Origin of the sequence: Aeromonas sp. CA23, assembly GCF_002587065.1 — a bacterium.
Lineage (GTDB): Bacteria > Pseudomonadota > Gammaproteobacteria > Enterobacterales > Aeromonadaceae > Aeromonas > Aeromonas bestiarum.
Window position 1 is genome coordinate 3406336 of record NZ_CP023818.1, and the last position, 26876, is coordinate 3433211.

Genomic DNA, 26876 nt, shown 5'->3' on the forward strand with positions numbered 1-26876 from the left:
TTGTGTTATCGCATTGTTGTAGATTTTTTGTGAGGTCAACCGGATATTTTTCAGTGATTATGTGGAAAAAAGCGATTGCAGATGGGATATTCCTTGTCCGCAATCCCGTGTGTTTCCGGACAGGCTCAACAGAAGGCTTGCCGGGGCAGATGACGCCAGCCTGTGACATGGGTGTCGCCTGGCGTAGCGGTTGCCAACAGGACTAATGATTCACGCACTTAGGTGCTCAGGGACTATTTGATGACACAACAACACCCCCTCATGCGACTGGTCAACAGCACCAGTCTGGTTAGCCAGATCCTGGTCGGTCTGGTACTCGGTATCCTGCTTGCCATGTTCATGCCGGAATGGGCCAAAACGGCGGGTCTGCTTGGCAGCCTGTTCGTCGGTGCCTTGAAGGCGGTTGCTCCACTGCTGGTCTTTGTACTGGTCATGGCGGCGATCATCGGCCACAAGCAGGGCCAGAAGAGCAACATGAAGCCGATCCTGCTGCTCTACCTGCTGGGCACTTTCCTGGCTGCTGCGGTCGCCGTCGTGGCCAGCTTCCTGTTCCCCTCCAACCTGCATCTGGTGGCAAGCAGCGCCGAGATCACCCCGCCGGGCGGCATCACTGAGGTGCTGCAGACCCTGCTGTTCAACGTGGTGACCAACCCGGTCAAGGCGCTGATGGATGCGAACTACATCGGTATCCTGGCCTGGGCCATCGGTCTTGGCATCGCCATGCGCCACGCCAATGACAGCACCAAGGCGATGATCACCGATCTCTCCCACGGTGTCTCCACCATAGTCAAGGCGGTGATCCGCTGTGCGCCGCTCGGTATCCTTGGGCTGGTCGCCTCCACCCTGGCCGAGACCGGCTTCGATGCGCTGTTTGGCTATGCCCAGCTGCTGGTGGTGCTGATCGGCTGCATGCTGTTCATCGCCTTCGTGGTCAATCCGCTCATCGTGTTCTGGAAGATCCGACGCAACCCTTATCCGCTGGTGCTGACCTGCCTGAAAGAGAGCGGCGTGACCGCCTTCTTCACCCGCAGCTCCGCCGCCAACATTCCGGTCAACATGACGCTGTGTGAAAAACTGCGTCTGCCGGAAGACACCTATGCGGTCTCGATCCCGCTGGGTGCCACCATCAACATGGCGGGCGCCGCCATCACCATTACCGTGCTCTCCATGGCGGCGGTACACACCTTGGGGATGGAAGTGGATCTGGCCACTGCCGTGCTGCTCTCCGTGGTTGCCACCATCAGCGCCTGCGGCGCCTCCGGCGTGGCCGGCGGCTCATTGCTGCTGATCCCGCTGGCATGCAGCCTGTTTGGCATCGGCAACGACATCGCCATGCAGGTGGTGGCTGTGGGCTTCATCATAGGGGTGTTGCAGGACTCCGCCGAAACGGCCCTCAACAGCTCCACCGACGTGCTGTTTACCGCCGCGGCCTGCATGGCCGAGGATGAAACCCTGCTGGATGCCTCGCCGGTGCCCAATACCGAAGCCTGATAGCCAGCTTCATGGCTCCATGGACAACGCCCTCTTCGGAGGGCGTTTTTTATGCCGGTTTGCCACGGCCGAATACAGGAGATCCGCGTGCAAGCAAGCCCAGCCATGGCGGCGGCTTGTCTATCTGCAAGGCCGCAACGTCAGGCCAGTGTGGTCAGCCACATCAACGGTTTGCAAGCGTGCGGCCGCGACATGGCAAGAGACTCATGGACGTGAGCCATCCGGGCGGCGCGAGGTTTATCTGGGGAAAATCATGGGAGTGATGAAGGTCATGCCATCCGCCTGCCTTGCCGAGTTCGGGCCCTGAGGTTGCGAATAACACGCCAGCCGGGGATAGGGGGCTCAAACTGGCTGCCATGGCCATGTCACCGGCTTGGGCTGGGGGACGCCATAAAAAATGCCCGCCATCATGGGCGGGCATTGCGGCAGGCATCGGCCTTGTCGTCAGCTTCTGGCGATTAGCCGACCATCTGGTAGAGGATGGCTGAGATGGCGATCGTGCCCATCAGGGCGACGAAGGCGTTGCTGATGTGGCCCTGATATTTCGCCATGGCCGGCACGCGCTTGATGGCGTACATCGGCATGATGAAGAGGATGGTGGCTATGATGGGGCCGCCCAGAGATTCGATCATGCCGAGGATGGAGGGGTTGGCCACGGCGGTGCCCCACAGGGTCAGGATGAAGAAGGCGATGATGAAGATTTCGACCTTCTTGTGGTTCGGCTCCTTGCCGGATTTGCGCAGGTTCTGCACTATCATCCCTTTCAGGCCTTCACGGGCACCCAGGTAGTGACCGAAGAAGGAGGAGACGATGGCCACGAACGCAACCAGCGGGCCGAAGTAGGAGATGATGGGGCTGGCATGCTGGTTCGCCAGGTAGGAGAGCACGGCTATGTTCTGGGACTTGGCTTCTGCCAGTTGGGCCGGGGTCAGGCTCATGACGCAGGAGAAGACGAAGAACATCACGAAGCCCAGCAGTATGGTGGCGGTGCGCTTGAGAATGGCGTCGGATTTTTCGACCGCATGCTCGCCATGATCACGGCGCTGGGCCAGGGAGAAGCTGGAGATGGCCGGGCTGTGGTTGAAGGAGAACACCAGTACCGGGATGGTCAGCCACAGGGTGGTGGCGAAATCCTTGGCAGAGGGTACCTGGGAGAGGGCGGCGCCGGTCCAGTCCGGGATCAGGTAGAAGGAGATGCCCACCAGGATGGCGATGAGCGGGTAGACCAGGAACTCGGTGACCTTCAGCATCAGCTTCTCGCCGGCCAGCATCACCGACATCATGCCCATGATCAGCACTATGGAGAGGATCCAGCGCGGTGGCGCCGTCATCTGCAACTGATTGACCATGAAGCTTTCGACTGTGTTGGTGATGCCGACACCGTAGATCAGCACTATGGGATAGATGGCAAAGAAGTAGAGCAGGGTGATTAATTTACCGGCACCCACCCCGAAGTGTTCCTCCACCACTTCCGTGATGTCGGCATTGGGCTTGCTGGAGGAGAGGACGAACCGGGCCAGGCCGCGGTGAGCCAGGTAGGTCATGGGGCCGACCAGCAGCGCCATCACCACCAGTGGCCAGAAGCCACCCATGCCGGCGTTGATGGGCAGGAACAGTATGCCAGCGCCGACGGCGGTGCCGAACAGGCTGATCACCCAACTGGTGTCTTGTTTGGTCCAACCACGAGATTGGATGGAGCGGGTTCCTTGCTCCTGTGAGGTCGCAACGTCCTGTGCGCCGGTGACAGTATTAGTCATGTATCTCACCCCGAATGTGTGGTTTTAATTAGTCGGCGCAAGGATACGGTTTTTTTAATCAAAAATGTTGATGAAATTCATCTTAATGAGGGCCAGACCCGCACTCTTTTGCGGAAATGTGATCGAAGGAAGAATTAATCAATTATTTTTTATAAAGCGCTTCGTTATTTTAGTGTTAACGAGCAAATGTTGCACAGCAATCTGTTGACGAAATGTTATATCGAAATCTGGCGAGACAGTTGGCGGATCATGCTGGCGGTCGCCCCCCAGATAAAGTGGTCCTGCCAGGGTATCCAGTAGATGGTGTGGCGGTGATCGGCTCTGGGAATGGTCAGGGCGATATGGTGGTGCGGATCCAGCAGGTGATTGAGCGGTACTTCGAAGGCCTGCGCCACCTCATCCCGGCTCAGGGTGAGCTGATAATCGGCGGCCACCAGTCCCAGCACCGGCAGTACCTCGTATTGGGAGACGGTATTGAGGGTGCTGAGGGTGCCTATGATCTCGATCTGGGCAGGCGCTATGCCGAGCTCTTCCTGGGTTTCCCGCAGCGCGGTGTGGATCAAATCCCGGTCGTCGGGATCCTGCCTGCCCCCGGGGAAGCTTATCTGGCCCGCATGATGGCGCAGGTGCGGGCTGCGACGGGTCAGCAGCAGTTGCAGGCCGTCGGCCCGCTCGACCAGCGGCAGCAAGACGGCGGCGGGCTTGAGTCCTGCCACCGTCAGCCGATGGGCAGGGGCGGGGCGTTGCAGCAAGAAGCGGGTCAGCAGTTCGGTGCGGTCCATCTGGGCTATGTCTCTCAACTCTTCTCTTGGATCTGCCCTTGAGTCTCTCGCGTGGCGATCCATCTGTCCATTCGTCAGGCGCTCAGCGCAGCGCATCCAGCAGCGGCAGTATGCGGGCCACCTTGTCATAGGTCTCCTGATACTCGCTGTCTACCTCGGAGTCGGCGATGACGCCGCCACCGGCCCAGCAGTGCAGCTGGCCATCCGCCGCTATCAGGGTGCGGATGCAGATGCTGGTGTCCATCCGGCCATGCTGGCTCAGGTAGCCGATGCTGCCGCAGTAGGCGTTGCGTCGCTGGGGCTCCAGCTCCTCTATGATCTCCATCGCCCTGATCTTGGGGGCTCCGGTGATGGAACCGCCCGGGAAACAGGCGCGCAGCAGATCCACCGCCTGCCAGCGGCTGTCCAGTTCGCCGTGGATGGTGGAGACCAGATGGTGCACCGCCGGGAATGACTCCACCGCGAACAGGCTGGGCACATGGACTGAACCTGGCCGGCTCACCCTGCCGATATCGTTGCGCAGCAGATCCACGATCATCAGATTTTCCGATCTGTCCTTGTCGGCGCCAGCCAGTTCGAGGGCGCTGGCCTGATCTTGCCCCGGATCGGCAAGCCGTGGGCGGGTGCCCTTGATGGGCTTGGTTTCGATATGGCGATCATCGAGCAGCAGGAACCGCTCGGGGGAGAGGCTCAGGATGGCGCTCCGGGGCAGCCGGATAAAGGCCGAGAAGGGGGCCCGGTTGGCGCGGGACAACGCCTGATAAGCCTGCCATTCATCACCGCGATAAGCTGCGCTGAAGCGCTGGGTCAGGTTGATCTGGTAACAGTCCCCGGCACTCAGGTAAGCCTGTACCCGCGCAAATTTCTCGCCATATTCGGCGCGGCTCATGTTGCTGCGCCACTCCCCTTGCAGGGCAAATGGCGGCGCTGACAGCTCGTGTTGCGCGGCCAGCCACTGCAGCCGGCGATGGAGGCCGGCCTCGTCACCCCAGTGCACCAGCTGCCAGGCGCCGCTCGCCACCTCTCGCAGCAGCGCCCAGTCGTAAATGCCCACCGCCATGTCTGGCACGGACACATCCCGCTCAGCCTGCACCGGCAGTCGTTCGAAGCGGCGGCCCAGATCATAGCCAAACAGCCCGAGGGCGCCGCCAATAAAAGGCAGCGCGTCGCTGTGTGGCGCCAGCTCACCCAGCAGTTCGCGCTGCCGTTGTGCCAGCAGGGTCAGGGGATCGGCATCAAATGACTGGCGCTGTTCACCCTGGGCTATCCAGGTCAAGGGCCCCTCGGTCTGCAGGGTCGCCAGCGGGTCGGCTGTGATGATGTCAAACCGGTTGTCCGCCCCTTGAGGGCCGGCCGACTCCAGCAACATGGCCCAGGGCTGATGATGCAGGCGGCCAAACAGCGCATGCAGCGCCGTCTGGTGATCAAAATGGTGGATATGAAGAGTTGGTTTCATTTTTTGTTACACAGGCAACAGTTTGCACCCTGCTCCCTAGCCGGTACGGGGGGGCAAGCGTATCATAGGCGCCGGAATTTTTAGAAAAAACACGCCGTTGTCTATCGGATCGGCAGGCACCTCGCCTGGCACCACCACACCGAAGCACGGCTCATATGGAAGCCCTTGCTCTGCCGTCACGGCGAAGACAAGGACCAGTGAGGATGATATGAGCATCATTAAAAAACAGGATTTTATCGATTCCGTCGCCGACGCCCTGCAGTACATCTCCTACTATCACCCCCTCGATTTCGTCCATGCCGCCAAGGCTGCCTATGACCGCGAGATCAACCCGGCCGCCAAGGATGCCCTGGCCCAGATCCTGATCAACTCCCGTATGTCCGCCGAAGGCCATCGCCCCCTGTGTCAGGATACGGGTATCGTCACCTGTTTCGTCAAGATCGGCATGCAGGTGCAGTGGGACAGCGACATGACGGTGCAGGAGATGGTGGACGAGGGCACTCGCCGCGCTTACACCAATCCGGACAACCCGCTGCGCGCCTCGGTACTGGCCGACCCGGCCGGCAGCCGCAAGAACACCAAGGATAACGCCCCTGCTGTCGTGCACATCGACATGATCCCCGGCAACAAGGTGGAAGTGAGCATAGCGGCCAAGGGCGGCGGCTCCGAGAACAAATCCAAGATGGTGATGCTCAACCCCTCCGATGATGTGGTCGAGTGGGTGCTGAAAACCGTGCCGACCATGGGCGCCGGCTGGTGCCCGCCCGGCATGCTGGGCATCGGTATCGGCGGCACCGCCGAGAAGGCGGCCGTGCTGGCCAAGGAAGCCTTGATGGAGCATATCGACATTCAGGAGCTGATCGCTCGTGGTCCCGAGACCACCGAAGAGAAGCTGCGGGTCGAGCTCTATGACAAGGTCAACAAGCTCGGGATTGGCGCTCAGGGCCTGGGCGGCCTCACTACCGTGCTGGACGTGAAGGTCAAGAGCGCCCCGACCCATGCCGCCTCCAAGCCGGTGGTGATGATCCCCAACTGCGCCGCCACCCGCCATGTCCACTTCGAACTGGATGGCTCGGGCCCGGCCGAATTGACCCCGCCAACACTGGCTGATTGGCCGGAGATCACCCGCGAAGCGGGGGCCAACGTGCGTCGCGTCAATGTCGACGGCATCACCAAGGCCGAGCTCGCCAGCTGGAAGAGCGGCGATACTGTACTGCTCTCCGGCAAGATCCTCACCGGTCGCGACGCCGCCCACAAGCGCATCGCCGACATGCTCAAGAAGGGAGAAGGACTGCCGGAAGGGGTCGATTTCACCAACCGCTTCATCTATTACGTCGGCCCGGTCGATGCGGTGCGTGACGAAGTGGTCGGCCCGGCCGGTCCCACCACCTCCACCCGGATGGACAAGTTCACCGATATGATGCTGGGTGAAACCGGCCTCATCGGCATGATAGGCAAATCCGAGCGTGGCCCCAAGACGGTCGAGAGCATCAAGCAGCACCAGGCCGTCTATCTGATGGCCGTCGGTGGCGCCGCCTATCTGGTGGCCAAGGCGATCAAGAAGGCGCGTGTGGTGGCCTTTGCCGATCTGGGCATGGAAGCCATCTATGAGTTCGAGGTGGAAGACATGCCGGTGACAGTGGCGGTGGACTCTCAGGGTAACAACATACACGAGACAGGCCCGGCCTACTGGTCGGCCAAGATTGCCGAGCTCGATGGCAAGCTCTCCTGAGTGGCCCAACTTGCCGGTAGCCGCTTTACTGCCATAAGGTGAAGCGGCCAACTCGCAGATCGAGTTCAACAATAGGCACTGCGCAAAAAGGCGACCTCAGGGTCGCCTTTTTCTATGAGTGGCAGGCCGGATTGGCGACCGGTTCACTGGCTGGGTTGTCCTGCTGAACCTTGTTTACTTGAACATTTTCCGTCCTGCCACCTCTGTTGGTGTCTTGGTCTGTGCCTACGACTCTTCATACGACCCAGCCTCTGCACGGTTTCATCCTCTCGCCGGCATCAATGGTTGAGGTAGATATCCTGTCCGCCATAGGCCAGTGCGCAGTTGTGAACGGGGAGGGCAGTCCCTGCCGGTTCGAAGAAGCGAGTCAGCACCCCGAAGCGTTGCCCCAGCTTGCTCAGCTTGGCGCGATCCAGCGAGATCTGCTCAGGCAGCCAGGTCAGGACGGCCGCACAGTGGCCATTGCCCAGACTCTGCTCCAGCATGCGTTGCCAGTTCTTGATCTTGGGGCTGTGTACCACCAGCACTCGATCGGGATTGATCCCCTGTGCCTGCAGCTGTTTGGCTACCGGCAGGCCCGGCGGGGCAATCAGCAGGATCCAGCCCGTGTCGCCGTGGCTCAGTCTCACCAACTCGTCGAGCAGCGGCGGTTCCTGGCTGGCAGATGCGATGAGGCGTTCATCTTCCACCTTGCCCTGATGCCGGGTGGGCCAGGGATTGCTCATGCTGACAGAGGCGGCGAAAGGGGGATGACTCATGGGCTGGCTCATATGTTTGTCCTGTATGAATAACCATGCTGTATGCGTATACAGTAGTTGTAACTCACACCAGTGACAAGCCATTTATGGTCAAAAATGTGATCTAATCGGCAGGGTTTATGTTCATGTTATTGATTTTAATTAATATTTACTTGCATCTGGGTGTGCGTGTTTTTTAGGCTATGGACAAAGCGGGAGCAGGCGCTCATGGTTATACAGTCGGTTTGTGAAGAGGAGAGATGAGGATGGACGTCAGCACCTTGCAACGACTGGATGCCAATATCCTGCTCGGGATCATCAATGAGAAGCTGCGGCTGGAGTGCGATGGTCTGGAGGAGTTATTGGCCTATTACGACATGACGGAGGATCAGCTCGCGACCCGTTTATTGCAGATAGGCTATCACTACGACCCCATGAGCAATCAGTTCAAGGCGCATGGTTAAAGGGGATATAGCCATCACAGGGCATCGTCAGTCTGGTCCCATGAACAGCGCACATTGAAAACGATTTCAATGTGCGCTGTATTTTCAGTTATTTTCATGGATTTTCAGTACTTGGCAATGATTGAAAACCTATTCACGGATTTATATTTGCATGAGTTTGTTAAGTTGCTGATTTTAAATGGAATGAGCGTTCTTGCTTAATAAGTTTCAGGAAAGGGTTTTCAAGCTTGAACTGTCATTTTTATGCGTTAAAGTGTGACTTGCGTTAACTTTTCAACCATCGGCTTTAGCTAGTATGCCCACGCCGGAACATATTCTGAGATAACAACAGCACCGGTCCCTGATGGGATAACAATTTTATTATTCTGTAACGAAGGAAATGGTTTATGGCTACCAAGAAGAAGACAGACCAGGATCTCCAACTGGATAAAGATCAGCTCAAGGCGAGTATCGTGCGTCACCTGCGTTCTACCTTGGGTACAAGCGAACAGAAAGCCTCGCCAGAAGCGTGGTGGAAAGCGACCGCAGCCGCCGTCAACGAACAGGTGTACGAGCGCCTGACCCGCACTCAGCAGACTCATTTCAAGAAAGATACTCGTGCGATTCACTATCTCTCTGCTGAATTCCTGATGGGGCGTTTGACCTCCAACAACCTGCACAACCTCTCCTTGTACAAAGTGTGTGAAGAGGCGTTGGGTGAACTCGGTCTGGAACTGACCGACCTGTGTGAACAAGAGCCGGACATGGCGCTCGGCAACGGTGGCCTTGGCCGCCTGGCTGCCTGCTTCATCGATTCGCTGGCGACCCTGAACTACCCGGCCGTCGGTTACGGCATCCATTACGAGCACGGCCTGTTCCGTCAGGAGATCCAGGATGGTCGTCAGATAGAGCGTCCGGACTCCTGGCGCGAATATGGCAACCCCTGGGAAATCTGCCGTCCGGAATCCGTGCAGGAGATACCGCTCTACGGTTATGTGGAAACCGTGTTTGGTGACAATGGCGGCCTGAAGAAGGTATGGCACGCCGGTCGCAAGATCAAAGGGGTGCCTTGGGATATCCCGGTTGTCGGCTTTGGCGGCCATACCGTCAACATACTGCGCCTGTGGGAATCCCGCGCCTCCGAGTTTTTTGACTGGGACGTGTTCAACGCCGGTGGTTACATCGACTCCCAGGCCGAGAAAGCCCAGGCCGAGACCATCTCCAAGGTGCTCTATCCGAACGATGAGACAGATGCAGGTAAAGAGCTGCGCCTGATCCAGCAGTACTTCTTCTGTGCCTGCTCCATCAAGGACATCATGCGTCGCTACAAGCGGGTGCATGGCTCGGATTTCAGCAACTTTGCCGCCCAGATCGCCATTCAGCTCAACGATACCCACCCGACCGTGGCCATCCCCGAGCTGATGCGGGTGCTGGTAGATGAAGAAGACTTGAACTGGGATGCCGCCTGGGCCATCTGCTATCGGGTCTTCTCCTACACCAACCACACCCTGCTGCCGGAAGCGCTGGAGAAGTGGTCCGTCAGCCTGTTCGAGAAGGTGCTGCCTCGTCACCTCGAGGTGATCTACGAGATCAACGCCCGCTTCCTGAGCGAGCTGGTCGAACCCAAGTGGCCAGGCAACGATGCCATCAAGGCCAAGCTCTCCATCATAGAAGAAGGGGACGTGCGCAAGGTGCGCATGGGCAACCTGTGCGTGGTCGGCTCTTCCAAGGTGAACGGCGTGGCCGAGATCCACTCCAAGCTGGTGAAAGAGGATCTCTTCCCCGAGTATGCCGAGCTGTGGCCAGAGAAGATGTGCAACGTCACCAACGGCGTGACCCCCCGTCGCTGGCTGCTGGCCTGCAACCCCGAGCTGGCCGAGCTGTACAACGAAGTGGTGGGCAAGGAGTGGCCGCTGCAGCTAGACAAGCTGCGCGCCGTCACCAAGTTTGCCGATGACAAGGCGTTCCAGCAGCAGTTCATGACTATCAAGCGTCATAACAAGGAGAAACTGGTCAAGGTCATCAAGGCCGAAACCGGCATCGATGTGAGCGCCGAGGCGATCTTTGACGTCCAGATCAAGCGTCTGCACGAGTACAAGCGCCAACAGCTGAACCTCATCCACATCATGGCGCTCTACCGTCGCCTGCTGGCGAACCCTGACTATGACATGCACCCGCGCGTGTTCATCTTCGGCTCCAAGGCGGCGCCCGGTTACAAGCTGGCCAAAGACATCATCTACGCCATCAACAAGCTGGCGGAGCGAGTCAACAACGATGCCCGCATTCAGGGCAAGCTGAAGGTGGTGTTCATGCCGAACTACCGCGTCAGCCTGGCCGAGAAGTTGATCCCGGCCGCCGATGTCTCCGAGCAGATCTCCACCGCCGGCTATGAAGCCTCCGGTACCGGCAACATGAAGATGGCACTGAACGGCGCCATCACCATAGGCACGCTGGATGGGGCCAACATAGAGATAGCGGAAGAGGCGGGTGCCGAAAACTGCGCCATCTTCGGTCTGAACGTGGACGAGGTTAAGGCATTGAAGGGACGCGGCTACAACCCGTATGACTTCTACTATGCCAACTCCGAGCTCAAGGCCGTGCTGGACTGGTTCGATACCGATTACTTCACGCCGGGTCGTCCGGGCGAACTCTCCTCCATCAAGCGTTCCTTGCTGGAAGGGGGCGATCCCTACCTGACCCTGGCCGATTTTGCCTCCTACTCCGAAGCGCACAAGCTGATCGATACCTGGTATCGGGATCCGGCGCTCTGGGCCAAGAAGGCCATCATCAACTCGGCCACCATGGGCAAGTTCAACTCGGATCGCTCCATCCAGGACTATGTAGATCGGATCTGGAACCTCAAGAGCTGCAACATCGCGGGTTGATCCCCCTCTGGATATGAAAAAGCCCTCGCATTGCGAGGGCTTTTTGCTGGGGGCGAGTCAGCGGATCAGAGAATGTCGCCGACAAAGTAGGCAAGCCCGGCCAGCAGCACGGTGAACACGACGTTCAGTGCCATCCCGGCTCGCATCATCTCACGCTGGCGGATATGGCCGCTGGCGAAGACGATGGCGTTGGGCGGGGTAGCCACCGGCAGCATGAAGGCGCAGGAGGCACCGATGGCGATCAGCACCGCCATGACGATGGGGGAGACGCCCAGCGCCTCGGCCACCCCGGCAAACAGCGGGATCAGCAGGGCGGCGGTGGCGGTATTGGAGACCAGCTCGGTCAGGAATACCACGAAGGCCGCCAGCATCAGCAAAACGATGAAAATGTCGGCATGGGAGAGCACGGCCGACAGGTGGCTTGCCAGGAAGGCGCTGGTACCGGTGGCCTTGAGGATGGCGCTCAGGGTCAGGCCGCCGCCAAACAGCATCAGCACGCCCCAGTCGGTGTTTTGGTTGACGTCATCCCAGCTGGCGACGCGGCTGACCACGATGGCGATGATGGCACCCATGGCGATCAGTGTATCGAGTTGAGGTATGCCGCCAAAGGTGTTGGAGATGGGCTGCGAGCCGATCCAGAGCATCACTGTGGTCAGGAAGATGGCCAGCGTGACCTTGCGTTCACGAGTCCAGTTGATGGTGACATCCTGGATCTCGACCCTGTGGTTGAGCTGCGGGCGGGTGACCAGATAGAGGAGGGCAATGCCGCAGGGCATCAGGATCAGCACCACAGGGATGCCGAATTTCATCCAGTCGGTGAAGCCAATGCCCATCTGGGCGGCAGCGATGGCGTTGGGCGGGCTGCCGACCAGGGTGCCTATACCGCCAATGCTGGCGCTGTAGGCAATCCCCAGCAGCACGAACACGAAAGTGGCGCGATCTTTCTGGCTGTCGAGCCGCGTCAACATGCCGATGGCCAGTGGCAGCATCATGGCGGTGGTGGCGGTGTTGCTGATCCACATGGACATGGCGGCCGTGATGGTGAACAGCAGTATGACGCCCCAGCCCAGATGGCCGTTGGCCAGGTGCATCACCTTGCCCGCCATCAGGGTGTCCAGCCCCTGTTTGGAGAGGGCCGCCGCGAGGGCGAAGCCCCCGAAGAACAGGAACAGGATGGGGTTGGCAAAGTCGGTGAGGGACTTGCTCATGTCAAACACCCCGAGCACGGTTGCCAGCAGGGGCACCAACAGGGCCGTGATGGTCACGTGCAGGGCTTCGGTCAGCCAGAGAATGGCGATGAAGACCAGAATGCCCAGCCCCTTGTTGACCATGGGATCAAACGGCAGCCAGGCCAGCATGGCGCAGAGCAGCAGCACATCCAGGATGACGATCCCGGATTTGATGTCGAGCCAGCGAGATGAGGGAGCGGAGGGTACAGCAGATGTGTGCATAATGTTCTCTCGGTTAATTTATGGTTGTTGTTGTGTTGCCGAGATTACATTTATCCCCCTGTTTGAAACAGGGGGAAGTCGTCAAAGCATGCCGGGACTCACAGAGTCAAGGCAAATGAAAACATTAAATAAACACAAATTAAACATCTGGGCATCATTTGGCGGGGGGAATGAAGGAGGCCAGCCACTCCTTGAACAGGCTCTTGGGCAGGGAGCCGCTGCGCTGCGCCACCATCTTGCCCTGCTTGAACACCATCAGGGTGGGGATGCTGCGGATGGCGTAGCGGGCCGCGATGGCTTGCTGCTGCTCGGTATCGACTTTGACAAAGCGAATATTTGGTTCAAGCTCACTGGCAACTTGTTGAAAAATGGGTGAAAATTGTATGCATGGTCCGCACCAGCTGGCCCAGAAGTCGACCACGACCGGAAGGTCGGATTGGATCAGGGTATCGAACTGTTGCTCGCGACCCGTGACGGGCGTGATGCCAAACAGCGGTGCCTTGCAGCGGCCACACTTCGCGTTTGAATCCAATTTTTCGTCAGGCAGGCGGTTCCTGGTGAAGCAATGACTACAATAGGTAGTGATAAATGACATAATTGATTCCTGTATGCATAAGCCCTGCAACATCTTTATTGCACTGACAGGGCCGAGTAACGGTAACATAGCAGTCAGTTATCTTTCACAGCCAGTGATCCGGTTTCGGCATTCTGTCGGCGGATACACGGCCATGACATGAGAATCGAGACGGGATGAATAATGTGACACGGGTCAATCGTGTTGTCCTGAGCCTGATCATCGTATCGCTGCTGGCATTCTCCGGTTATTGCTGGCAACTGCTCAGTCAGCAGCAGAAGGCCTCCGAACTCAGCGTGGCGGCGGAGTTGATCCTCAACCGGGTCAACACGGATACCGTCTATCTGCTGGGGCGGGAGAAGGCCAATGATGGCAATGTTCAGCAGCGTCTCAACCAGCTGTCGAGCAACCTCGACAGCTTCGTGCGCCAGGTGCGCAATGACCCCGACGCCGCTGAGAATCCCCACTCCCAATCCCTGCTGCACGACATCGACAGCTACCTGCTGGACTTGGCCAAACTCTACTCCATGGAGATGGCCATCGAGTACATAGAGCAGCCGTTTCAAAAACAGCTCAATGCCTTGCTGGCGACCCTGCCGGCCGATGCCCCCCTGGCCATCGATCTGACCGAGCTGGCGCAACTCAGCCACTACCTCAAGCGCAGTTGGGACAAGGGCGAGCAGAAGCAGTTGCAAAAACTGCAACAACGGCTCAAGACGGCCTATCCGTCACACCCCGAGGTGGCCGGTCTCGCCCAGTTGAGCGAAGACGTCAGCCACCAGGTGGTGGACTACCACGTGCTGCGCAACCAGGTCATCGACATGCATGAGCTCGATGGCTTGTCGGTCTGGAAGCAGAGCAAGATGGACCAGGCCTCCTCCCTCAAGAGCCGTTTCTATCTGATCGTGCTGGGGGGCGCCATGCTCTGTTTCGCACTGGTGGCCGTCACCCTGTGGCGTCGCAACCAGAAGCTGAGCGAGCTGTCGCGTCAGACCGGCTTGCTGGCCCAGGCGAAAAGCGATTTTCTGGCCAACATGAGCCACGAGATCCGCACCCCCATGAACGCCATCATAGGCTTCAGTTCGCTGGCGCTGCAGACCGATCTGGATCAGCAGCAGCGGGATTACCTCAGCAAGATCAAGTCTTCGTCAGACACCTTGCTGCTGCTTATCAACGATATTCTGGATCTGACCAAGGTCGAGTCCGGCAAGCTGACCCTGGAAGAGATCGACTTTGATCTGAGCGAGCAGATAGATTCGCTCGCCGGCATGTTTGCCGATCTGGCCGAGCGCAAGCAGGTCGAGGTCATCATCAACAAGTCACCGGCCGTGCCCGATTTCCTGCGCGGCGATCCGCTGCGACTCGGTCAGGTGCTGGTCAATCTGGTCAACAACGCCATCAAGTTTACCGAGCGGGGCGAGGTGGAGGTGGCCATCACCCTGGTCAACCAGCACCCCATGCGGGTGCGTTTCAGCGTGCGGGATACCGGGATCGGCATCGCCGAGGAGAAGCAGGCCCAGCTGTTCCAGCCCTTCACCCAGCTGGAGGCGGGCAACACCCGAAAATACGGGGGATCCGGCCTTGGTCTCAACATCTCTCAGCGTCTGGTCGAGCTGATGGGGGGGCGGATCACGGTGCAGAGCAAGCCGGGCTCCGGCTCAGTGTTCCAGTTCGAGATCCCCATGACCAAGGCCGTCTATGGGGTGTCCGGTCGTCGGGTCTTCTTCGAGCATCAACCACTCATTCTGGTGATGGATGACAATGAACTTGTGCTGGATCTGGCCAAGGACATTCTCGGCCGTGCCGGTGTCCGGGTGGTGGCGGTCAACAGCCTCTCCCGGGCTCGTCAGGTGCTGCGCGAGGAGGGCCAGAGCATACGGCTGGCCATTCTGGACTGGCGTATGGGGCAGGAGGATGGCCTGGATCTGGCCCTCGAGATGTACCAGCACAGCCAGTGGCGGCGCCTGCCCATACTGATGACCAGCGCCTGGGCCAAGGAGGGGCTGCACGGGCGCATGGAGAGCATGGGGCTGACCCACTTCCTGGCCAAACCCATGACGGAGAATGCCCTGCTGGCCAAGGTGGACGAGCTGCTCAATGGCAGCTCCCACGATCAGCAGATCCGCCAGGCCGAAGCCCAGGGGGATCAGCAACACTTCCGTGAGCTGTTGCAAGGCGTCCGGGTCTTGCTGGCGGAGGACAACCGGGTCAATCAGCAGCTCATCATCGAATACCTGCGCCGGGTGGATGCCGTGGTGACCGTGGTCGGCAACGGCCGCGAGGCGGTCGAGCGGGTCTCCGAGCAGCCGTTCGACGTGATCCTGATGGACTTGCAGATGCCGGTGCTCGACGGCCTGGATGCGACCCGCCAGATCCGCAAGATGGTGGACAAGCACGACGTCCCCATCATAGCGCTCACCGCCAGCGCCATGCCCGGTGATCGTGAGCGTTGTCTCGGGGTCGGCATGAATGGCTATGTCACCAAGCCGGTCAGCAAGCTGGATCTCTACAACAACCTGCTGCAGTGGGTGAAGAGTGCCAGCGGCGAATGCCGGGTACCGCTGGAGGTGAAACCGCCGGATCTGATGGGGGTGCTGGATCTGGAGGATGCCCTCAAACGACTGGAGCAGGACAAGGAGGCGCTGCAGATCCTGTTCAAGCTGTTCATGTCCGAGCACAAGGATGACTTGTGGGAGATCCGCTCCGCCCTGCGCCGCCAGCAGCCCGACATCGCCTGCCGGTTGCTGCATACCCTGAAAGGGGTGTCGGCCAATATTTCGGCCTCCCGCCTGCAGATCATGGCGGGTGATCTGGAGTGGCGCCTGCGCCAGAATGAAGAGCTGACCGAGCCGGATCTGGAACAATTGCAGCGTGTATTCAGCCTGACCCGGGATGAGGTGTCCCACTTCTTGCTGACCGGCGAGCAGCAGGAAACGCCATACAGCCCCTTTGCACAGCGAGATGATCGCTTATTGTGACGGGATAAATAGCAATTATTCTCAAGCCAGCCACTTCAGGCTATCATGGCCCTCTCGTATCGCCCCCTTCTGGGGGCGATTGCATTGCGTTTCCCCGTGACGGGCGGCAGCCTCTGGCTGATCGCGACAAAGGATATCTACGTGAGCGTATTCTCAAGGCTGGGCTGGTTTTTCAAGGAGCAATGGCGGCGTTATCTGGTCGCCATCTCGCTGCTGATGATGGTAGCCCTGTTGACCGTGATCCCGCCCAAGGTGGTGGGCTGGGTGGTGGATGGCATTGCCAAAGGCTCTCTCGACAACGACACCCTGATGGGCTATCTGGCGGGGTTGTTTGTGCTGGGTCTGCTCATCTATCTGCTGCGCTACGTGTGGCGGGTCATGCTGTTTGGCGCCTCTTACCGGCTGGCCTATGTGCTGCGCAATCGCCTGTTCAGCCACTTTACCCGCATGAGCCCCGATTTTTACCAGCGCCACCGCACCGGCGATCTGATGGCCCACGCCACCAACGATATCCAGGCGGTGGAGATGACGGCCGGGGAAGGGGTGTTGACCCTGGTGGACTCCATCATAGTCGGGGTGCTGGTGCTCTCCATCATGTGCAGCCAGTACTCCTGGCAGCTGACCCTGCTCTCCCTGCTGCCCCTGCCGGTGATGGCGTTCTTCATGAACCGCTTTGGCACCCAGATCTACAAGGAGTTCAAGGCGGCGCAGGGGGCTTTCTCCCGTCTCAACAACAAGACCCAGGAGGCGCTCTCCGGCGTGCGGGTGCTCAAGTCCTATGCGGTTGAATCCCTGGAGGACAAGGGCTTTGCCGAGCTGACCCGGCAGGCGGGGGCGTGCAACATGGCGGTGGCGCGCATCGATGCCAAGTTCGACCCCGTCATCTATCTCTGTATCGGCTGCTCCTACTTTCTCGCCGTTGCCGGTGGCAGCGTGCTGGTGGTGCGTGGCGAGCTGACCCTGGGGGAGCTCACCAGTTTCACCATGTATCTGGGCCAGCTCATCTGGCCCATGTTTGCCATCGCTTGGCTGTTCAACATCATAGAGCGGGGCAGCGCCGCCTACTCGCGCATCGAGAGCCTGCTGGCCGAGCGCAGCGACATCGAAGAACCGGCTGAGCCGGCGGTGTTTGTCTCCGCCTTCCCGCTCCAGGCCAAGGGTGTGAGCTACCAGCTGGAGCAGCGTACCTTGCTGCGCAATATCGATTTCACCCTGCACAGCGGCGGCATGCTGGGGGTGGTGGGTCGCACGGGGGCGGGCAAAAGTTCCTTGCTCAAGTTGCTGATGCGCCTCGCCAATCCCACGGCCGGCGAGCTCAGCATGGGCGCCGTGCCCATAGCGCAGCTGGCCCTTGGCGAGCTGCGTGGTCAGTTTGCCTATGTGCCGCAGGAGCCGTTTTTGTTCTCCACCACCATAGCCGCCAACATAGCCATAGGCCGGCCAGACGCCAGTTCGGAGGAGATAGAGCAGGTGGCGCGCATTGCCTGTGTGCATGACGATATCAGCCGCTTCCCCAAGGGCTATGAGACCGAAGTGGGGGAGAAGGGGGTGACCCTCTCCGGCGGCCAGAAGCAGCGGCTCGCCATTGCCCGCGCCCTGCTGCTGGAGGGGCCTATCCTGGTGCTGGACGATGCCCTGTCGGCGGTGGATGCCCATACAGAGCAGCAGATACTGCAGGCCCTCAAGACCCATAGACGGACGCTTATCCTGGTCAGCCACCGCATGACGGCGGTGGAGCAGGCCGACGAGATCCTCGTGCTGGAGCAGGGGCGCGTCAGCGAACGGGGCCGTCACGGCGCCCTGATGGCTCACAACGGCTGGTACGCAGACATGGTTCGCTATCAGCGGCTGGAACAAGACGTGGAGGAGAGCCTGTGAGCGTGATGATTAGACGAGAGTGGTTCCCCTCATCCCCAACCCTTCTCCCGCAAGGGGAGAAGGGAGCAAAAGCGCTGCACTGGAGGCAAGTCTGTGAATCCAACGATTAAACGCCTGCTCGCTTATTGCGCCCGTTACCCGCGCTGGCTGATCCAGGCCGGGATCTGCCTGCTGCTGGCGACCGGTGCCGAAGTGGCGGGCCCCCTGCTCATCAAGCTGTTCATCGATGACTATCTGGCGCCGCGCCAGCTGGTGTGGCCCGCCATCGCCGCCATCGCGGCCGGGTATCTCGGCTTGCAGGTGCTCTCTGCGGCGGGTTTCTACCTGCAATCCCTGCGCTTCAACCGCATTGCCCAGGCCGTGGTGCAGACCTTGCGCGAGCAGGTGTTTGCCACCGCCATCCGGTTGCCGGCCCGTTACTTTGACCAGCATCGCTCGGGCTCGCTCATCTCCCGCATCACCAACGACACCGAGGCGATCATGAACCTCTACGTGCAGGTGATAGGCCTGCTGGTGCAAAAGGTGGTGCTGCTGTGCGGCATCCTCATCTCCATGGCGCTGCTGGATCTGCGGCTGATGCTGGTGTGCGCCTGCCTGTTGCCGGCAGTGGCGGCTGTGATGTGGCTCTACCAGAAACTGAGCGTGCCCGTGGTGCGGGCGACCCGCAGTCTGCTGTCCGAGATCAACAGCCGTCTCAACGAGTCGCTGCAGGGGATGCCGGTGATCCAGGCCATGGTGCAGGAGCGCCACTTCGCCAACGCCTTTGCCGAGGTGAACCAGCAGCACTGGTCGGCGCGGCTCAAGAGCCTCAAGATCAACGGCATTCTGCTGCGCCCCCTCATCGACTTGTTCTACATGATGGTGCTGATAGGCCTGCTCGCCCTGTTTGCCCGCGAGGGCTTGAGTGCGAGTGGCGCCATCCAGGTGGGGGTGCTCTACGCCTTCATCAGCTATCTGGGGCGCATGATAGAGCCGCTGATCGAGATGACCAACCAGCTCAACCAGTTGCAACAGGCCATGGTGGCCGGGGAGCGGGTATTTGCCCTGCTCGACGAGCCCCGCGAGAGCACGGAGGGCGAGAGCCAGTCTTTGCAGGGGCGGGTCAGCTTTGACAAGGTGAGCTTCTCCTACGATGGCCAGCAACAGGTGCTGCGCGAGGTGAGCTTTGCCGTGCACCCCGGCCAGATGCTGGCGCTGGTGGGCCACACCGGCAGTGGCAAGTCCACCATCATCAGCCTGCTGATGGGCTTCTATCCGCTGGATCAGGGCACCATTCGTTTCGATGATCACCCCATGGAGGGCCTGTCGCTCTCGGCGGTGCGGCGCAGCATAGGCCTGGTGCAGCAGGATCCCTTTATCTTCGTTGGGACTTTGGCGGAGAACCTGCGGCTCGGCCGTGACGGCATTGACGAGGCGCGCCTCTGGCAGGCGCTGACCGAAGTACAGCTGGCCGATTTCGTGCTGAGCTTACCGGAGGGCCTGAGCACCCTGATGGAGGAGGGGGGCAAGAACCTTTCCGCCGGTCAGCGCCAGCTGCTCTCCTTTGCCCGCGCTCTGGTAGGGGATCCGCGCATCCTCATTCTGGATGAGGCCACCGCCAGCGTGGACTCCCAGACCGAGCTGGCGCTCTCCCAGGCGCTCTCGGCGGCCCGCCGTGGCCGTACCACCATCGCCATTGCCCACCGGCTCTCCACCATAGTCGATGCCGATGAGATCCTGCTGCTCTCCCGTGGCCAGGTGAATGAGCGGGGCACCCACGGCGAGCTGATGGCGCAGGGAGGGCACTACGCCCAGCTGTTCGAGATGCAGAGCCAGGGGGCCTGGCTGGAAGAGAAGCGGGCCTGATCGCGAGGGCCGTTGTACAAAAGAAAGAGGGAGCCTTGGGGTTCCCTCTTTTTTTGTGTTGGCCGGCAAGCAGCAGAAGCGTGATCGGCAACCTTGTAGAGCAGGGTGGTTGCGTGGCAACATGCTGTTTACATCAACTCATCGGATCAGTTCGCATATGGACTTGCAACGTTTCAAAGCCAATCTGGCGCTGCGGCTGTTTGCCTGGCGTTATATTCCCGTCATCGGCTTTTGTGCCCCTGTCATTGAAGAGATGAACGCCAAGGCGCTGCGCATTCGCATTCCCCTTGGCTGGCGCACCCGCAACCACCTGGGCAGCATGTATTTTGGCGCATTGGCGACCGGCGCCGATCTGGTGGGCGGCCTGCTGGTGATGGAGAAGGGGCGGACGAGGGGCAAGAAGGTGCACTTCGCCTTCAAGGATGTGCAGGGGGAATTTCTGAAGCGGCCCGAGGGGGACGTGCAATTTGACTGCGCCGCCGGGGAGGAGATCGACGCCATGATAGACGAGTCGCTGGCGAGCGGTCAGCGCATCAATCGCCCCATCCAGGTGGTGGCCACCTGCCCGTCATTGAACGGGGATGAGGCGATGGCGCGCTTCGTGCTGACCCTGTCGATCAAGGCCAGCTGAATGCGAGAGGGCGCGTCGGCGCCCTTATTCAAGCAGGGATCAGAGGATCTCCGGGCTCACGCCCGCTTTCACCACGACTTTCATGCCATTGAAGTTGACCACCTGCTCGGCCACTATCTTGCAGCGCTTGCGGGTCTCGACCTGACCGTCCACTTCCACCAGACCGTCGGCGACGAGGGCCTTGGCCGCGCCGCCACAATCGGCCCAACCCTGATGCTTGATAAGGTCACACAAGGCAACGAAGGGGTGGCCTTCGAGCAGAAACGTCTCCATGGGAAATCCTCTAGATGGATGAATGGCTGAAACAGCAGGGCGGTTATTTTAGGCAGTTCGGGCCGTCAATGAAAGGGCAAGGGAGCCTGTCTGAGGGCAATTGTGGTCGCAACTGAGCGTTTAGGACGTGCAGGCAGGGCTCAAGGCCAGCAACCGCAGCCGTCATCTCGGTGGAACATGAGGTTGCACCATAAAAGTCAGCCCGGCGGGGCCGGGCTGAAGGAGGGGCGGTGATCAGCGCTTAGCCAACCTTCACCACAGCCTCGCCAGTCACGGCGAGGGCTCCGGCCGCCGTCACTATGCGGGTGGCCAGGGTGATGATGGGCTTGTCGCTGCGCAGGGCTATGATCTCCACCTCGGCTGTCACCTCATCCCCCACAAACACCGGTTGCTTGAAGGCGAGGCTCTGCCCCAGGTAGACGGCGCCCTTGCCGGGCAACTGCTGCCCCAGCAACCCCGAGAAGAGGCTGGCCAGCAGCATGCCGTGCACTATGGGGCGCTCGAACGGCGTGGTGGCGGCAAAGGTTGGGTCCAGGTGCAGGGGATTGAAATCCTCCGACAAGCCGGCGAAGGCCTCGACCTCGGCCGCACCGAACCGTTTGGTCAGGCTGGCCTTTTGCCCAATCTCAAAGGGGAGTGTGCTCATGCGGGCTCCTCCTCCGGGGTCTTGGCGAAGACAGGGTTGAGCCGCACCTTGACGTAGCCGCCAGGCGCCGCCTCCAGTCCCTCGCTCGGGATGCGGGCGGGCACGGGCGTGGCTTCTTCCTCTCGCGCCTGGATGAAGGCTGCCATCTCGGGCCACCAGGAGCCGCTCTGATGGGTGGCCTGCTCAAGCCAGGCCGCTGGCGTGTCACTGCTCGCATCGCTGTGCCAGAAGCCGTACTTGTTGGCCGCAGGCGGGTTGATGATGCCGGCGATGTGACCCGATTCCGCCAGAATGAAGCGCTGCTCGCCGCCAAACAGCTTCATGCCCTGCCAGGTGCCCTGCCAGAGGGCGATGTGATCGTCCATGGCCGAGACCAGCAGCACAGGGGTCTTCACCTTGGCGAGATCGATGCGGGTGTGGCGGATCTTGAGTTCCCCCTTCACCAGCTGGTTCTCCAGATAGAGGCGACGCAGCAGGCTGTTGTGGGTCTTGCCTGCCACGTTGGTGCTGTCGCTGTTCCAGTGCAGCAGATCGAACGCCACCGGGCTCTGGCCCTTGAGGTAGCTGTCGATGTAGTAATTCCAGTAGAGGCTGTTTTCCCGCAGCAGGCTGAAGGAGACCGCCAGCTGGCGTCCATCCATGATGCCCTTGGCTTCATTCTGGGCCTCCAGCGCCGCTATGATGGGCTCGTGGATGAAGATGCCGAGCTCCCCCGGCTGGGAGAAATCGAGCAGTGTGGTGAACAGGGTGGCGGAGCGTACCCGCTGCTTCTGGCGCCGCGCCGCCAGCCAGCCCATGGCCAAGGAGAGGGCTGTACCGCCGATGCAGTAACCTATGCCGTGCACCTCGCGTTCACCGGTGGCCGCTTCCACGCCGTCCAGCGCGGCGATCACCCCATCGACCACGTAGTCGTCGAGATCGATATCGGCCTGCTCCACACCCGGGTTGCGCCAGGAGATCATGAATACCGTCTGGCCCTGGGCGACCAGCCAGGCGACCAGGGAGTTCTGGGGCCGCATGTCCATGATGTAGTACTTGTTGATGAAGGGCGGCACTATCAGCACCGGCGTCCTGGCCACGGTTTCCGTGGTCGGACTGTACTGGATAAGCTCGTAGAGTTCGGTGCGCTGCACCACCCGGCCCGGCGTCAGCGCCAGATCCCGCCCCAGTTCGAAGGCGGACTCGTCGGTCAGGCGTATGTTGAGCTGATCGGCGCTGCGCTCCAGATCCTCGGCCAGCAGGGCCAGTCCGCGCACCAGATTCTGGCCATCGGATTCCAGGGTGAGCCTGAGCAGTTCGGGGTTGGTGGCCAGAAAATTGCTGGGCGCCATGGCGTTGAGGTATTGGCGGGTGAAAAATCGCAGCCGTTCCCGGCTCTTCTGAGGCACCCCTTCCAGCGCATCCACCGAGGCCAGCAGGTGCCTGGCGGTCAGCAGATAGGATTGCTTGAGGTAGTCATAAAGGGGTTGATCGCGCCAGGCGTCGTCCTTGAAGCGGCGATCGCTGCGCTCCGGCGTGATCACCGGCTCGCTCTCCTGGCCTGCGCTTTTGAGCAGGGTGTGCTGCATCAGCTTGAGCTGATCCTGCCACCAGTTCATCTGGGCGTTGATCAGTTGCCAGGGTTGCTGGCTGCCCTGTTCCAGTACCTGGCCCAGATCGTCCAGATTGGTCTGCAGCAGCGCCTGCGCCGTGCGCTCCGTCTGTGCTTTGGCCATGTCCAGCAACTTGTCGTTATAGTGGGCCAGGGCCTCGAACAGCGGGCCGTAAGATGATTGGCTCATGTTCTCTCCTTCACCCACACCCGTGACAGGGCGAGCCTGTCGTGTCGGGTCATGGGGAGATGTGGCTGCCCGCAGCGGGCAGCCAGGGGGATATCAGGCCTTGCCCGTGCTCTTTTTGATGCCGTCGGCCGCCAGGGTATCCAGCTCTTCCTTGAACTGCAGACCCAGCGCATTGAGCTTCTGGATGTCATCCAGCATCTGGCGGGAGAGCTGGCTGGCGGTCTCCAGCTGCACTGTGCCAAGGGCCGCCAGGCTCTGGGCATCCTGCACCTTGCCGGCGGCCTGCAACTGGCTCAATCCCAGTTCGGCATAGGCATTGGCGGAGGCCAGCTGCAACCGGGTCAGCTGTTCGATGTTGCTGGCCAGCAGCTGGTTATAACGGGTGAGGGGGGCAGCAAAGCCTTGCATCTGCTCGGTAAAGGTCTTGATTACGTCCATATTCATCGCGTGTCTCCGTGGTTGGCAGAAGGGTATTGCAAAAGGCCGATGGGCCCATTCTTCGGTTACATCCGTTCGACTACATCCTTAAGTCGTCACGTGTCGTTTGCTCTGTTCAAACGCACGTTTAGGCATTGTGTTACCAAATGAGGCTTGATGTAAATAATATAAATGTTATTTTTTGCTTAAAGTTTGATTCTGGTCTGTCCAGTTTGTGCGAATGAATTCAGACGGGGGATGACGCAGCAGCACCTGCCCGGCCTCGTTCCCGCACGCGAGTGCTGATAGGCTGGCTCCCTCCCTGATTGTTAAGGAAAGCCCCGATGAAACCTGCCCACCTGCTGCTTGCCTGCGGCTCCCTTGCCCTGGGTGGTGTCGCCCATGCCAGTACACCCATCCAGGTCTCGCTGCCCGGCGTCAATCTGCCCGCCTCCCATCAGGTCGAAGGCGCCAGAGCCTCCTTTCTCTATGGCCGCACCGGTCAGGTGAAGGGAATAGATCTGCCCATCCTGGCTCTCTCCGACGTGGATCAGTTCAGCGGCCTGCAGCTTGGCGTCTTCCTCGGCGCCGGACGGGTGCGTCACCAGTTCAACGGGGTGGCCATCAACGCCGTCAACTGGCACGAGGGACAGGACAAGGGGATCAACCTTGGCTTCGTCAACCTGACCAACAATGTGCAGGGGCTGAACTGGGGCGCCGTCAACATCGCCAAGGGCAATGCCCTGGCCAACGTCGGCTTCGTCAACTATGCCGAGCGCACCACCTTCCAGCTGGGTTTCATCAACGCCACCAAGCATCTGGACGGATTGCAGATAGGCCTTGCCAACTACGCCGAGAACGGCATTTTCCCCATACTGCCGCTGATCAATTTCAAGAAATCCTTCTAAGGCGCGCTCCCGGCCTTGCTTTAGGGGACGCAGCCATTACCCTGTGCTCCATTGATAGCGCGCAGAGGTGACACGGGCATGACAATGGAACACATGGACGCCATCGGTATCGGCTGGGATGTGAGAGGCTGGCAGGGCAATGCCCAGGCGGTGGCCGTGGTGGGCTGGCAGGCGCGCGAGCAGCGCCTGCACTGGTTTGGGGTGTCACCCCTGTTCCGGCTGAGTTCGCGGGTGGCGCCGGATCTGGATGCCCTGCTGCGCCCGGCGTTGCAGGACGAGATGAACCTGATGCAGGTGCTGGCTTGCCCGCAACTGGCGTTGGGCATCGATGCGCCGCTGGCGTTTCCACGCGCCCTGGGCGATCTGCTGGCGGGGAGGGCAACCGAGTGCGTCGTGCCCCAGCGGGAGATAGACAACCCTTATGCCTATCGCGACTGCGAGCGCTGGCTGCACCGGCAATATGGCAAGAAGCCGCTCTCGGCCACCTTCGACCGGCTCGGCAACAACGCCACCCTGGCGCTCGCCATGCTGCCCCGGCTGGCGGACTTGCAACTGGTACCCAGGTTGCAGCCAGAGGCCGAACGCGCCGTGCTGGAGGTCTATCCCGCTCTGGCCAAGGTGGGTGGCAAGGCGTCTGCGGTCAGGGCCGAGCTGCAACCCCATCTGCCGGCCGATGTGACGGCGGGCACAGATCGCTACGATGCCGCCATCTGTGCCCTGATGGCATTGCAATACGCCGCCAAAGGGGGTGTCTCCCTGCTGCCGGCACTGGTGCCGCCACCCGCCGAGATGGCTTTGGACGAGGGTTGGGTCTACCACTTCGCGCGCCCTTGAGCAGAAGGCGGATCTGATGGTTCCAGCGGATCTCGCCCTCTTCCCATTTTGCGCCCGCCATGCCTTGCTGGCGGGCGCTGATATCGACCGATTGCCCACCGGGCTCCCATTTTCTTCCCCTTCAGCACCTGCCTCGGCATGTGCTGATTTATTGTTCTCATATGCCATCAAACAAGAAGCTGAAACCACTTCATGAAGCAGGAGCCGCGACCCCTCATCCGATCAACACCTGGCAAGGCAGGAAAACGGCGGCAACTGTGGCCAAGGAGGCAGGTCTGGCAAATGGAGCTTAGATCGGCAGTTTTTAAGACCAAATACGGGTTTGTGCTGCACAAAAGTGGAAGTTCAATATCTTCATCCGATATATTGCGCCTTTCCCCTGACTCTTCTCTGCGGTGATGTCGATGAAACGCATTCTCTCTATCCAGTCCCACGTGGTGTTTGGCTGTGCCGGTAACAGCGCCGCCGTGTTTCCCATGCGCCGTCTCGGCATGGAGGTGTGGCCCGTCAACACGGTGCAGTTCTCCAACCACACCCAGTACGCGGCAGGCTGGCAGGGGATGGCGATGCCCGCCGGTCACATCAGTGCCCTGTGCAAGGGGCTGGGGGATATAGAAGTACTGGGCCGGTGCGACGCCGTGCTGAGCGGCTATCTGGGCTCGGCCGAGCAGGGGGACGAGATCCTGACCGTGGTGGCTGCGGTCAAGGCGGCCAATCCTGACGCCATCTATTTCTGTGATCCCGTCATGGGCCACCCGGAGAAGGGGTGCATAGTTGCCCCCGGGGTGACCCGGTTTCTCACCGAGCAGGCGTTGCCGGTGGCCGACATCATGGCCCCCAACCTGCTGGAGCTGGAAACACTGTGTGATACCCACCTGGCGGATCTGGCCCAGACCCGCGCCGCGGCGCATCAGTTGCTGGCCCGGGGAGTGAAGATGGTGCTGGTCAAGCATCTGGGTCGCGCCGCTCGCGAGCCGGGTCGTTTTGAGATGCTCTTGGCTACCCCGGATGGGGATTACCTGATCGCCCGTCCGCTCTACGAATTTGCCCGTCAGCCTGTGGGGGTGGGGGATCTCATCAGTGCCCTGATGCTGGCCAATCTGCAGGCGGGCTTTGATGCCGTGACGGCGTTTGAGCGCACCAATGCGGCTGTGGACACTGTGCTGCTGCACACCTGGCAGGCGCAGGCTTATGAGTTGCAGCTGATCACGGCGCAGGCGGCATTTGCCGAGCCGGTGATCAGGGTGCGTGCCGAGCAGCTGGCCTGATGCGGCTGCCCTGTGTGAACAGGGTGTAGTGATCATCATAATGTTCCAGCTGGTGATCACGCCAGAGCCAGCTGGTCATGTCAGTGACAGGCCCAGCAGGGGATGGATG

General features: G+C 60.4%; 21 protein-coding genes. 11 read left to right on the forward strand and 10 right to left on the reverse strand.

Annotation, left to right across the window (positions count from 1 at the left end):
- Positions 1-240 precede the first annotated feature (240 nt).
- A complete protein-coding gene (gene sstT / locus CK910_RS15870) occupies positions 241-1491 on the forward strand; it encodes a serine/threonine transporter SstT (RefSeq protein WP_098983948.1) in 1251 nt (416 codons plus the stop codon).
- Positions 1492-1949: 458 nt separating this feature from the next.
- On the opposite strand, the gene CK910_RS15875 is transcribed toward sstT, so the two are convergent.
- The 3 genes from CK910_RS15875 to pabB form a co-directional block, all read right to left on the reverse strand.
- Complete coding sequence (locus tag CK910_RS15875; RefSeq protein WP_043557747.1) at positions 1950-3248, reverse strand: serine/threonine transporter; 1299 nt, start codon at positions 3246-3248, stop codon at positions 1950-1952.
- Positions 3249-3463: 215 nt separating this feature from the next.
- A complete protein-coding gene (locus CK910_RS15880) occupies positions 3464-4030 on the reverse strand; it encodes a CoA pyrophosphatase (protein ID WP_098985118.1) in 567 nt (188 codons plus the stop codon).
- 82 nt (positions 4031-4112) lie between these two features.
- Positions 4113-5399, reverse strand: coding sequence for an aminodeoxychorismate synthase component I (gene pabB / locus CK910_RS15885; protein ID WP_253852899.1), 1287 nt, complete (start codon positions 5397-5399; stop codon positions 4113-4115).
- 295 nt (positions 5400-5694) lie between these two features.
- Here pabB and CK910_RS15890 point away from each other — a divergent pair, with 295 nt between their 5' ends.
- Positions 5695-7218 carry a fumarate hydratase gene (locus tag CK910_RS15890; protein ID WP_098983950.1) on the forward strand — a complete coding sequence of 508 codons (1524 nt, stop codon included), beginning with the start codon at positions 5695-5697 and terminating at the stop codon, positions 7216-7218.
- A gap of 278 nt (positions 7219-7496) precedes the next feature.
- Here CK910_RS15890 and CK910_RS15895 read toward each other — a convergent pair whose 3' ends face one another.
- Positions 7497-7988, reverse strand: coding sequence for a cell division inhibitor SulA (locus CK910_RS15895; RefSeq protein ID WP_098983951.1), 492 nt, complete (start codon positions 7986-7988; stop codon positions 7497-7499).
- 233 nt (positions 7989-8221) lie between these two features.
- On the opposite strand from CK910_RS15895, the gene CK910_RS15905 reads away from it, so the two are divergent.
- Entirely contained in the window at positions 8222-8419 is a 198-nt protein-coding gene (locus CK910_RS15905; RefSeq protein ID WP_005300391.1) for a DUF4250 domain-containing protein, read from the forward strand.
- Between the two features lie 386 nt (positions 8420-8805).
- Positions 8806-11283, forward strand: coding sequence for a glycogen/starch/alpha-glucan phosphorylase (locus CK910_RS15915; RefSeq protein WP_043139112.1), 2478 nt, complete (start codon positions 8806-8808; stop codon positions 11281-11283).
- Between the two features lie 65 nt (positions 11284-11348).
- On the opposite strand, the gene CK910_RS15920 is transcribed toward CK910_RS15915, so the two are convergent.
- The gene (locus CK910_RS15920; RefSeq protein WP_098983953.1) at positions 11349-12734 is read right to left on the reverse strand and encodes an SLC13 family permease; all 1386 of its coding nucleotides are present in this window, start codon (positions 12732-12734) and stop codon (positions 11349-11351) included.
- 154 nt (positions 12735-12888) lie between these two features.
- A complete protein-coding gene (trxC, locus tag CK910_RS15925; RefSeq protein WP_098983954.1) occupies positions 12889-13329 on the reverse strand; it encodes a thioredoxin TrxC in 441 nt (146 codons plus the stop codon).
- Between the two features lie 155 nt (positions 13330-13484).
- On the opposite strand from trxC, the gene CK910_RS15930 reads away from it, so the two are divergent.
- The 4 genes from CK910_RS15930 (at position 13485) to CK910_RS15945 (ending at position 20640) form a co-directional block, all read left to right on the forward strand.
- Positions 13485-16286, forward strand: coding sequence for a response regulator (locus CK910_RS15930; RefSeq protein WP_098983955.1), 2802 nt, complete (start codon positions 13485-13487; stop codon positions 16284-16286).
- A gap of 141 nt (positions 16287-16427) precedes the next feature.
- A complete protein-coding gene (locus CK910_RS15935) occupies positions 16428-18164 on the forward strand; it encodes an ABC transporter transmembrane domain-containing protein (protein WP_098985119.1) in 1737 nt (578 codons plus the stop codon).
- Between the two features lie 93 nt (positions 18165-18257).
- A complete protein-coding gene (locus tag CK910_RS15940; RefSeq protein WP_098983956.1) occupies positions 18258-20009 on the forward strand; it encodes an ABC transporter transmembrane domain-containing protein in 1752 nt (583 codons plus the stop codon).
- A gap of 157 nt (positions 20010-20166) precedes the next feature.
- On the forward strand, positions 20167-20640 hold the full coding sequence (locus tag CK910_RS15945; protein ID WP_172955338.1) for a DUF4442 domain-containing protein: 474 nt from the start codon (positions 20167-20169) through the stop codon (positions 20638-20640).
- Between the two features lie 39 nt (positions 20641-20679).
- Here CK910_RS15945 and ybcJ read toward each other — a convergent pair whose 3' ends face one another.
- The 4 genes from ybcJ to CK910_RS15965 all read right to left on the reverse strand — a co-directional run bounded on the left by ybcJ (position 20680) and on the right by CK910_RS15965 (position 23784).
- Positions 20680-20913, reverse strand: coding sequence for a ribosome-associated protein YbcJ (ybcJ, locus tag CK910_RS15950; RefSeq protein WP_042873443.1), 234 nt, complete (start codon positions 20911-20913; stop codon positions 20680-20682).
- Positions 20914-21154: 241 nt separating this feature from the next.
- Positions 21155-21559 carry a MaoC family dehydratase gene (locus CK910_RS15955; RefSeq protein WP_098983957.1) on the reverse strand — a complete coding sequence of 135 codons (405 nt, stop codon included), beginning with the start codon at positions 21557-21559 and terminating at the stop codon, positions 21155-21157.
- Positions 21556-23340 carry a class I poly(R)-hydroxyalkanoic acid synthase gene (locus tag CK910_RS15960; protein ID WP_098983958.1) on the reverse strand — a complete coding sequence of 595 codons (1785 nt, stop codon included), beginning with the start codon at positions 23338-23340 and terminating at the stop codon, positions 21556-21558. Before CK910_RS15960 ends, CK910_RS15955 begins: the two co-directional genes overlap by 4 nt.
- A 93-nt stretch (positions 23341-23433) precedes the next feature.
- Positions 23434-23784, reverse strand: coding sequence for a phasin family protein (locus tag CK910_RS15965; protein ID WP_043139134.1), 351 nt, complete (start codon positions 23782-23784; stop codon positions 23434-23436).
- A gap of 317 nt (positions 23785-24101) precedes the next feature.
- On the opposite strand from CK910_RS15965, the gene CK910_RS15970 reads away from it, so the two are divergent.
- From CK910_RS15970 to pdxY, 3 genes are all read left to right on the forward strand, one after another.
- Entirely contained in the window at positions 24102-24665 is a 564-nt protein-coding gene (locus CK910_RS15970; RefSeq protein ID WP_043557757.1) for a VC2662 family protein, read from the forward strand.
- A gap of 78 nt (positions 24666-24743) precedes the next feature.
- The gene (locus CK910_RS15975) at positions 24744-25499 is read left to right on the forward strand and encodes a DUF429 domain-containing protein (RefSeq protein WP_098983959.1); all 756 of its coding nucleotides are present in this window, start codon (positions 24744-24746) and stop codon (positions 25497-25499) included.
- A 404-nt stretch (positions 25500-25903) separates the two neighbouring features.
- Positions 25904-26767: a pyridoxal kinase PdxY gene (pdxY, locus tag CK910_RS15980; protein WP_098983960.1), complete on the forward strand. Its 864-nt coding sequence runs from the start codon at positions 25904-25906 to the stop codon at positions 26765-26767.
- The last annotated feature ends 109 nt before the right edge of the window (positions 26768-26876 follow it).